The organism is Cryobacterium sp. 10I5, from assembly GCF_035019865.1.
GTDB lineage: Bacteria > Actinomycetota > Actinomycetes > Actinomycetales > Microbacteriaceae > Cryobacterium > Cryobacterium breve_A.
In genome coordinates this window covers 1-9006 of sequence record NZ_JASJVI010000113.1, presented here as the reverse complement: position 1 = coordinate 9006, position 9006 = coordinate 1, and the positions used below count along the sequence as shown (strand labels likewise).

Here is a 9006-nt window from a genome sequence, read left to right as displayed (position 1 = left end):
CATCCGGTGGATGCGGGCCTTCTGTGTTTCAGTCTGTGGCTGCTACGACTCGACGGACGTTGCGGTCTTGGGCTCGTCGTCGGCGACCCAGAGCTCGTCGTCGGCGCGGAACGTCTGCCAGACGGCGTATGCGACGCCTGCGGCGGCGGCCAGGGCGACACCGAGCGCGATGTACGCGCCGGCCCCCGGGCCCTTCTTCTCGATCACAACGGGCTGCTGGAAGTGCAGGCGGCTCAGTGCCGCACGAACGCGAGCGTCCCGCGCGACGTCTCCGACGCTCATCACGGTGCCGATCGCACTGCCGAGGCCGGGAAGGACCTTGGTGACGACCTGGTTGCGGACACCGTCAGCCAGGTCCTGCGTGGCCTGCACCTTCGGGCGCACCAACTGGTCGTAGCTGTCGCGGACACGGGGAACGACTTCCTCGCGGGTGAGCACCCCCGCCTGGTGTGCGGCATCACGTGCGAGCACGTTTGCCCGATCGAGAACCTCCTGCTGGTGGTTCCACAACTCGTCTGCGCTCTTGCGCAGCTTCGTAAGTTCCTTGCGGCGCTTGCGTGACAGGCTCATCTGGACCCTCCATCGATGTCATGTGGCGAACATCACCCATCTTGCCACGCAATACTCCAAGAGGGCTTCGGATGCCCCGGACGGTCAGAATCCGTCTCCGCGCCTGTGCAAGAATTGACCCCATGTCAAAGCACACCGCCGTCGCAACGCTCAATACATCGCTCGGACCGATCAAGGTCAACCTCTTCGGCAACCACGCGCCGAAGACGGTGAAGAACTTCGTGGGCCTCGCCACCGGCGAGATCGAATGGAAGCACCCCGGCACCGGCAAGGTCTCGAAGACCCCCCTCTATGACGGCACCGTCTTCCACCGCATCATCAAGGACTTCATGATCCAGGCCGGCGACCCGCTCGGCCAGGGCACCGGCGGCCCCGGCTTCCAGTTCGACGACGAGATCAGCCCCGACCTCGACTTCACTCAGCCGTATGTCTTCGCGATGGCCAACGCCGGCATCCAGGGCGGCCGCGGCACCAACGGGTCGCAGTTCTTCATCACCGTCGTGCCGACCACGTGGCTGCAGGGCAAGCACACCATCTTCGGCGCCGTCGAGGACGAAGCTTCCCGCGCAATCGTCGCGAAGCTCGCCACCGTGCCGACCGATGGCCGTGACCGTCCCCTCACCGAGGTCGTCATCGAGTCCGTCACCGTCGAGCAGGTCTAGGCCCGCTTCGAATGACTGACCTGCCCGGATCCGCAGCCAATTTCTGCTATCGGCATCCGGGCAGGCAAAGTTTCATCCTGTGTCAGCGCTGTGGCCGCACCATCTGCCCGGAGTGCCAGACCCAGGCCGCCGTCGGCGTGATCTGCCCCGAGTGCATGAAGGAACAGCGGCAGAACGCCCCGCGCACCCGCCCGGCCCTGCTGACCCGTATCTCCTCGAGCCGCGGTCCCGTCGTCACCTACGGCATCATCGGGGTCACCTTCGCGGTGTTCCTGTTGCAGCTCGTTCCCGGATTCGACGTGACGAGCGCACTGCTCTATGCCGGCATCTATTCGTACCCCGGCAGTTTCGAGCCCTGGCGGATGCTCACGAGCGTCTTCGTCCACTCGACGAGCTTCATCTTCCACGTGCTTCTCAACATGTACACCCTGTGGATCTTCGGCCAGATCCTCGAAGGCATGCTGGGCCGCGGTCGATTCCTCGCCCTGTACCTGCTGAGCGGTCTCGCCGGTTCGCTCGGGGTCTTACTCCTGGCCGGTCCGCTCACACCCGTCGTCGGGGCATCCGGTGCCATCTTCGGGCTGATGGGCGCATTCCTGGTGATCCAGAGGCGCCTCGGAGGCAATTCGACACAATTGCTGATCCTGGTCGGAATCAACCTCGTGATCGGTTTCCTGCCCGGCCTCAATGTCGCCTGGCAGGCGCATGTCGGCGGTCTTGTCGGCGGCGCTATCCTGGGCCTGATCTACGTGCAGACCCGGCGCAGCAAGCACCAGTCGCTGCAGAACTGGCTGGTTGCGGCCTTCGCGCTCGTGCTCGTGGCCCTGAGTTTCGTCAAGTTCCTGGGCTGAAAGTTATCCACAGGTCTGTCCACAACTGGGGATAATTACACCGGTGTAATTGACCCCTAAACGGGGGGTAGCCGAGAGGTTAACGCCAGCGGGTCGTCATCAGGAAGCCAACGAAGGCGATCCCGAATCCGACGAGGATGTTCCAGGAGCCGAGGCCTGCGATCGGCAGGGTGCCCTGGCTCACGTAGAAGACGATGATCCATGCCAGTCCGATGAGCATGAAGCCGAACATGACTGGTTTGAACCAGACGGCGTTCGGGGCGTCCTCGCCAGAGCGAACGACCTCGGTGCGGGCGGGCTTGGTGCGGGGATTCGTTCGTGCCATGCCTGCGATTCTAGCGCCATTGCCCATCAGCCCACCTCGTCAGGGTCTTCCGGCCGTGTGTGCCGATTAGAATCGGAACCATGTCCGACGCCACCCCGCCCGCCGCGCCAGCGGAGAGTCGTCGTGAGTGGCGAGCTTCCCGGCGTCGCAGGCCGGTGGGTGTGATCGGTGTCATCGGTGAAGTGCTGATCACGGGCGGCGTACTCGTCTTCCTGTTCATCGCGTGGCAACTGTGGTGGAACGACCTCGTCGTTGCCGGGGAGCAGTCCAGCGCGGCCAATCAGATCAGCCAGCAGTGGATCGGCGACGCACAGGCGGCCAGCGCGACGCCCACACCGATCCCCACGAACACGCCGACGGCCGTTCCCGTCCAGACGCCGGGGTTCGGGACTCCCGTCGTCGGCGTCGCCCCGGCTGAGGCACAGCCGTTCGCCGTGCTGTACGTGCCCCGCTATGGCGCCGCGTACTCGCGCACCATCGCGGAGGGTGTGGGCCACAACGTGCTCAACAGCCCGCGCCTCGGCATCGGGCACTACCCGGGTACCCAGATGCCCGGAGAGGTAGGGAACTTCGTCGTGGCGGCCCACCGCAGCGCCAATGGCGGCGGGATGCACCTGATCAACGAGTTGCAGCTCGGCGATGCCATTTTCGTGCAGACGGCCGACGGCTACTACACGTACCGGTTCCGTGACCTGGAGTACGTGCAGCCCACCGACGTGGGCGTGCTCGCCGCAGTCCCGCACGCACCCGGGGCGACCGCGACCGATCGCATCATCACCCTCACGAGTTGCAACCCGCTCTATTCGACGGCGGAGCGCATCATCGCCTATGGCGTCTTCGATTCCTGGCAACCCATCTCGGCCGGCCCGCCCGCGGAACTCGCCGCCATCATCGCCGCCCAGGCCGCGGGCTAGGAGTCTCATATGTACGCATCACTGTGGCGGGTCCTCCCCGGCCCGCTCTGGCTCCGCATCCTCCAGGTGCTGGTGCTTATCGCTCTCGTCCTCTTCGTCCTCGCCACGTGGGTCTTCCCGTGGGTGGACACCATCGTCAACAGCCAGGAATCGACGGTCGGCACCCCATGACCCGCATACTCGTCATCGACAACTACGACAGCTTCGTCTACACGCTCAACGGCTACCTGATGGAGCTCGGAGCCGAGACCGAGGTTGTGCGGAACGACGCGTTCGCGCCGGAGGAAGCCGCGGCGCGGATCGCCGAGTTCGACGGTGTGCTGCTGTCGCCCGGGCCGGGGAAGCCCGCGGATGCCGGAGTGTCCATCGCGATCGTCCTGGCCGCATTCGAGGCCGGCTCACCGCTGTTCGGCGTGTGCCTGGGGCACCAGGCTATCGCTGAGGCCTTCGGTGCCACGGTGACGAACGCCGAGGAACTCATGCATGGCAAGACGAGTCAGGTCACCCACGACGGCAGTGCCTTCTATGACGGCGTTCCGCAGCCCTTCACGGCGACGCGGTATCACTCCCTCGCGGTCGTTGATTCGACGGTGCCGAGTGACCTCGTCGTCACCTCGCGCACGGCCGGTGGCGTGATCATGGGGCTGAGGCACGCGACCGCTCCGATTCTCGGCGTGCAGTTCCACCCGGAATCGGTCCTGACCGAGGGCGGCTACCTCATGCTGGCCAACTGGCTGGCCCTCACTGGCCTGCCAGAGGCCCAGGAGACCGCCCGGGGACTCCACCCCATCCTCAAGCTGTCCTAGGGTCACCGACTGGCCGCTGTAGTCCGACGCGAGTGCCCTGGTCGCTCCGTTGTGGTGTTCGCCGTGACGCCTTGACCGTGACGTGGTGAGCCGGTGAGCCGGTGAGCCAGTCGGCCCGGTCGGCCCGGTCGGCCCGGTCAGTCGCGGTTGGGTGGTCCGGTGAGGACCTGGTGGGCGCGGTGCCGGTTTGGTGGCCGCCATAGTCGTTGCGGGTCGATCAGCCCGGGTGCCCGCACTTGTGGTGAGCCGTTCACCATGCGGATCTCCCACCCGGAGGTGTCGATCGTGTGGTGATGGAACCAACACAGCAGCACCCCGTTGCCGATACTTCGCTAATGTGACCCCTATGGGAAACGTGAGATCAGCCGCGATTTACGCCCGCATCTCCAGCGACCAAACAGGCGAACGCCTGGGCGTACAACGCCAGCTGGAGGACTGCCGCAAACTCGCCGCCGAGAAGGGGTGGCCCGTCGTCGGAGAGTACATCGACAACGACATTTCCGCGTTCAAGGGGAAAGCTCGCCCGGAGTATGAACGGATGCTCCAGGACATCGAGGGCGGGCGCGTGGATGCCGTAGTCGCCTACCATCAGGACCGGTTGACGCGCCGCCCGATGGAGTGGGAACAGTTCGTGGAGCTGTGCGACAAGGCGCGCGTGCAGCAGCTCGTGACGGTCACGTCGGATATCAACTTTGGCAACGATAACGGGATGCTCGTCGCCCGCATCACGGCAGCCGTCGCCGCGAACGAGTCGGCGCGAAAGTCTGAGCGCATCAAGCGGAAGATCCAGCAAAACGTAGAGCAGGGCAAACCGAACGGCGGAGCGCAGCGCCCCTTCGGGTACGAGGCCGACAAGATGACCGTGCGCGAGTCCGAGGCCGAGATCGTCCGGATCCTCGTCGATCGCTTCTTGGCAGGTGAGTCCGTACGTTCTCTCGTCGCATGGATGATCACTGAAGGTGTCCCCACGACCGGGGCGGCAGCGGAATGGCGCACGCCGACCCTGCGGCAGATACTCATGTCCGGTCGCATTGCCGGCCTCCGCGATCACCACGGCGAGGCAGCGGGGCCGGCCGCGTGGCCCGCCCTCATCACCGAGGCCAAGCACGACCAGATCCTCGCCCTTTTCCAGACCAAGAAGGTGTCGGGACGTCGAGCACCCCGCAGTTACCTCCTGTCGGGGATGCTGCGCTGCGGCAAGTGCGGCAACCGCCTCTACAGCTCGGTCCGGCGCGAGCGACGCCGCTACGTGTGTACCTCCGGCCCGGATCACGGCGGCTGCGGTGCGCTGACGATCGTGGCTGAGCCGGTCGAAGAGTGGATTGCTGAGGCGGTGTTGATGCGCCTGGACACTCCCGCGATGGATGACACCCTTGCCGGACGCGCCGAGGTCAACGAACGACACACCGCCCTCGTGGCCGAGTTGCAGAGCGCTCAGTCGAAGATGCGTGAGCTTGCTGAGATGTGGGCGGCTGGAGAGCTATCGCGGCCGGAATGGAAAGCCGCACGAACGCCGCTTGAGGCCCGAGTTGACAACACCCAAAAGCAGCTGGACCAGATCGCCGGAACGAATACCCTCGACACTCTCGTGGGCCAAGGTCAGAACCTCGCCGCGAGTTGGGCCACCCTCAACCTCGACCGACAGGTCGCTATCGTTCGAGCTGTGCTGGACACGGCGACGATCCTCCCGGGCGTTCTAGGTGCCCGGAACGTGGACTACAACCGGATTGTTCCCAGCTGGCAGCTGTGAGAGGCGGGCGTTGCGGTCGCCGCTCCGCGGCTGCCCCGCAACATCCCGCCCTCTCAACAGCACGCCAACCCGCGAAACCACCCCGGCATCAGTCACCGCCACCGGGACCCCTTGGAGCGCGCAGGTGGCCTCCAACCACGCACGCAACACCGTCCTATCGATCACGACTCACCGGCCCCACTGAGCCCAGACGCACGGCGGCCCCTGCCAGTCCTCAACCGAGGACGATGACCACTCCACGGACGGCTGAGATTCCAATAGCATCGACGCTTGACTGAGCACGTCCTCAGACGAGAGGCCCGACAGCGCCACCGGGCGCGGCCGAAAATTCTGCGCCACGTCATACCGGTGCAACCCGAGCACGCGCACGGACGGACCCGCGAAGGACTTCGCCACGTACTTCGACAGGTACCCCGCCGCTATCCGGGCTTCGGAGAGATTACTCGACCCGACCGGCAGGTCGCCCAAAAGCTTGATGTGCACAAACCCGTGCCCCCACGCCGCCTCGATCAGTGAGCGCTTGATGAACCGTCCCACGGCAAAGTGCGCGTGCAGGCCGTGGCCGGTCTTGTGCCACTCTGGCACCCACGCATACGGGAACGCCGTCCCCCCGAGAGACGAGCGCAACGAGCGGAAGAACTCGCCCAGGTGCAGGCGCAGCATCTCGGGATCATGGCACCCCGACCCTCGGAAGGTGAGCGTGCCGAGCCTGTTGAGCCGGTTCGCAGAACAGTAGCGTCGCAACGTCGCCCGCGCACGCCGACCCGCTTCAGCCGCCGATCGCTCCGGATCCTTCGCGAAGCCCCGCGAGACGTAGCTCGGGAGACGCCGTACGGACGAATGGAACGACCCGCCGCCCTCTCCCGCCTCCGGGTACAGGGTGAATGTCCAGCCAGCGTCTGGGCGCCCCAGAGGAGCTAACGACGGCTGAAGTTGTAGTCCCACAATCTGGGACTCTAGCAAAGATTTGTGAGCTAGTCCCGCAAGCCGGGACTACCCGGCGTGTTCGGCCTCGCTCGGCGGTTCGGCCTGGAGGAATGACTCAACGTCGAGAACGATCCCAGGAAACCGGTAGACGTCCGGATGCTCACCGAACACCTTGCGAAACAGGGCGATCCGTCGATAAACCGCCGACCGACTCATCCCCAGGTGAGTCTGGAGGCCCTCAAAGCCGCCAAGCATATGCCACGAGATCCAGAATCCGAGCAAATCGAATGTGGCACCGCGAGCCATTGGCATCAGTAGCGGGGCGAGGCGCTTCGATAGCGGATCCGTGACCGGACGCACGGCCCGATAATACGAGTCCCACGCCTTCTCTAGTCGCCCCTTCGCAATTCCTTGCCCATCCGGCGACGGCATCCGCTGCGATCGAAAGTCAGCCATAACCACTCCCTAGTCCCAGAAAACGAGACTACATGATGCAGTGGAAATAGCGCAGACATAGCTGGAACGGTTCAGGTGCGCGGATCTGAACGCAGTCACCAGCCGCGAGAGCGGGAAGGCGGACGATCTGCACGGGGACGGTTATCCGAGAAGTAGTCACCCCGCATGTAGCGGTACTCCCGATCCAATGTCTTCCGCAAGAACCGAATGATGAGACGGATGTAGAGGCTCATAATCCACGCGCTCACGACCAACCCGACCGCGATTACAACGACGTAGATGACGATGATGAAAACGATGGCGCCAGCGCCCACCCCTAGATCCGTACCGAGATTCCCCATGATTCGAACGTATCGGATGCGGCTCCTGTTCCGTAAACCCCAGGTCCAGGGACAGGAGGCAAGCCTCCTGAGCTGCCGCGGGATTGTGCGCCTACGGCGCCCAATCCCTTGCCCTCGATCGCCCTACCGGGCTCCCGAGTTACGTTGCTTATTCAAGTAAAGGGCGCGGCTGCGCCGCCCGTATCATCGACCACATGGATAGCAACAGTCTTGGGGGCGAGTCGTAATGGACATCGAGTGGGCAATTGAGCAACTCAATAAGTACTTGTCCTTGCATGAGCGCGTTCCCTTGCCCGCTGAGGAGATGAGTCCCAACCGAAAAACCCGACGTCGGGGTTCGGATGCAGAAGTGAGCAATATCGACAATGTTGTCAAAGCGATTGGCGAAGTTACATACGGGTCGGCACCACGGTATGTCGGCGTAGATTTTGTCAGGAGCCTGATTTGGGAGCTAACCGAGGGCGACCAAGTTCGCCTAAAACTGGGGATCGCGGACCCCGCACCGTCCATTGAAGCTGATTCGCTCCACCCTTGGGTGTGGGATGCGGCTCGCCCGCACTGGACGAGCGGAAACTACGATGCGGCCCTCTGGGCGGCAGGCGTGAACGTGAACTCGCGTCTCCAGAGGAAGGTGGGGCGGAAAGATATCGGCGAGGGTCAACTCCTTAGGGAGTCGTTCAGCACGGGGGAGCCGAAACCCGGCAAGTCTCGTCTTCGCTTGACGGACCCGTCGAATCAGTCATTGTTTCAGGACCTCCAAGTCGGTGCAGGCAATCTTGGTCAAGGTCTGTACTCGGCAGTCCGAAATGTAATCAATCACGTCGATGCGAGAGAGCACAGCTTCGGCGAAGCGGAGACGATTGAGGCTCTTGCGGCGTTCAGCCTGTTGGCTCGGTGGATCGATCGTGCCGAACTCGTCGAGGCACCGGCAGAAGTCGTTGTCGAAGAAACGATCTGAGCTTCGGGCCACTGAGGCTGAGCAACCCGACAAGGGGTCATATTAAGAACTTGTGCCGTTGTCCACGGTCGTCGGCCCGTCCTTGGCCCAGGGCTTCACGTGGTGCACTTCGGCCCAATGGGCCGGGGCCTTGCACCCGGGGATGATGCACCCGCCGTCGCGGGCGGTGATCGCCCGGCGCTGGGCCCGATTGAAGTACCGTCGTTCCGGACCTAGCTTGAGGACCTGGTTGTTTTCCCCGAACAGGACCCCTTGGAAGCCGCCGTCACAGATCCGCTGGTGCACCGTCTTGAGCGATACCGGGGCGTCGACGCCGTCGATCCACCCGACGCCGACCCCGGAGGCGAGGTCCGCGGCGTTCACGTGCACCATCACCGTCGGCGCCGACCCGCCCATGCTGGGCGTGTCCTCGTCCCGGGCGGCGTGCTCGATTAGGGCCCGGAGGA

12 protein-coding genes are annotated in these 9006 nt (G+C 64.3%); 7 read left to right on the top strand and 5 right to left on the bottom strand.

Features of this window, described 5'->3' with window-relative positions:
- Nucleotides 1-42: 42 nt before the first annotated feature.
- Nucleotides 43-570 (bottom strand): hypothetical protein, encoded by a 528-nt coding sequence (locus QN350_RS17855; RefSeq protein WP_281533587.1) that lies wholly within the window; start codon nt 568-570, stop codon nt 43-45.
- Nucleotides 571-692: 122 nt separating this feature from the next.
- Between QN350_RS17855 and QN350_RS17850 the strand changes: the two genes are divergently transcribed.
- Nucleotides 693-1232 carry a peptidylprolyl isomerase gene (locus tag QN350_RS17850; protein WP_134448572.1) on the top strand — a complete coding sequence of 180 codons (540 nt, stop codon included), beginning with the start codon at nt 693-695 and terminating at the stop codon, nt 1230-1232.
- A gap of 11 nt (nt 1233-1243) precedes the next feature.
- Nucleotides 1244-2083 carry a rhomboid family intramembrane serine protease gene (locus QN350_RS17845; RefSeq protein WP_322138512.1) on the top strand — a complete coding sequence of 280 codons (840 nt, stop codon included), beginning with the start codon at nt 1244-1246 and terminating at the stop codon, nt 2081-2083.
- A gap of 79 nt (nt 2084-2162) precedes the next feature.
- Here the strand turns inward: QN350_RS17845 and QN350_RS17840 are convergent, their stop codons facing one another.
- Nucleotides 2163-2408 carry a cell division protein CrgA gene (locus tag QN350_RS17840; RefSeq protein WP_134448576.1) on the bottom strand — a complete coding sequence of 82 codons (246 nt, stop codon included), beginning with the start codon at nt 2406-2408 and terminating at the stop codon, nt 2163-2165.
- Between the two features lie 80 nt (nt 2409-2488).
- Between QN350_RS17840 and QN350_RS17835 the strand changes: the two genes are divergently transcribed.
- The 4 genes from QN350_RS17835 to QN350_RS17820 all read left to right on the top strand — a co-directional run bounded on the left by QN350_RS17835 (nt 2489) and on the right by QN350_RS17820 (nt 5878).
- The gene (locus QN350_RS17835) at nt 2489-3322 is read left to right on the top strand and encodes a class E sortase (RefSeq protein WP_322138511.1); all 834 of its coding nucleotides are present in this window, start codon (nt 2489-2491) and stop codon (nt 3320-3322) included.
- Nucleotides 3323-3331: 9 nt separating this feature from the next.
- Complete coding sequence (locus tag QN350_RS17830) at nt 3332-3493, top strand: hypothetical protein (protein ID WP_281533584.1); 162 nt, start codon at nt 3332-3334, stop codon at nt 3491-3493.
- Nucleotides 3490-4128, top strand: coding sequence for an anthranilate synthase component II (locus QN350_RS17825; protein ID WP_322138510.1), 639 nt, complete (start codon nt 3490-3492; stop codon nt 4126-4128). Before QN350_RS17830 ends, QN350_RS17825 begins: the two co-directional genes overlap by 4 nt.
- 346 nt (nt 4129-4474) lie before the next feature.
- Nucleotides 4475-5878 carry a recombinase family protein gene (locus QN350_RS17820; RefSeq protein ID WP_323517011.1) on the top strand — a complete coding sequence of 468 codons (1404 nt, stop codon included), beginning with the start codon at nt 4475-4477 and terminating at the stop codon, nt 5876-5878.
- A 168-nt stretch (nt 5879-6046) separates the two neighbouring features.
- Here the strand turns inward: QN350_RS17820 and QN350_RS17815 are convergent, their stop codons facing one another.
- Both QN350_RS17815 and QN350_RS17810 read right to left on the bottom strand, forming a co-directional pair.
- Complete coding sequence (locus tag QN350_RS17815) at nt 6047-6541, bottom strand: hypothetical protein (RefSeq protein ID WP_323517009.1); 495 nt, start codon at nt 6539-6541, stop codon at nt 6047-6049.
- 330 nt (nt 6542-6871) lie between these two features.
- On the bottom strand, nt 6872-7261 hold the full coding sequence (locus QN350_RS17810) for a hypothetical protein (protein WP_323517007.1): 390 nt from the start codon (nt 7259-7261) through the stop codon (nt 6872-6874).
- Between the two features lie 567 nt (nt 7262-7828).
- On the opposite strand from QN350_RS17810, the gene QN350_RS17805 reads away from it, so the two are divergent.
- Nucleotides 7829-8560 (top strand): TIGR02391 family protein, encoded by a 732-nt coding sequence (locus QN350_RS17805; protein ID WP_323517005.1) that lies wholly within the window; start codon nt 7829-7831, stop codon nt 8558-8560.
- Between the two features lie 42 nt (nt 8561-8602).
- Here QN350_RS17805 and QN350_RS17800 read toward each other — a convergent pair.
- The coding region (locus QN350_RS17800; protein ID WP_323517000.1) for an HNH endonuclease signature motif containing protein at nt 8603-9006 on the bottom strand (404 nt) is incomplete at its 5' end.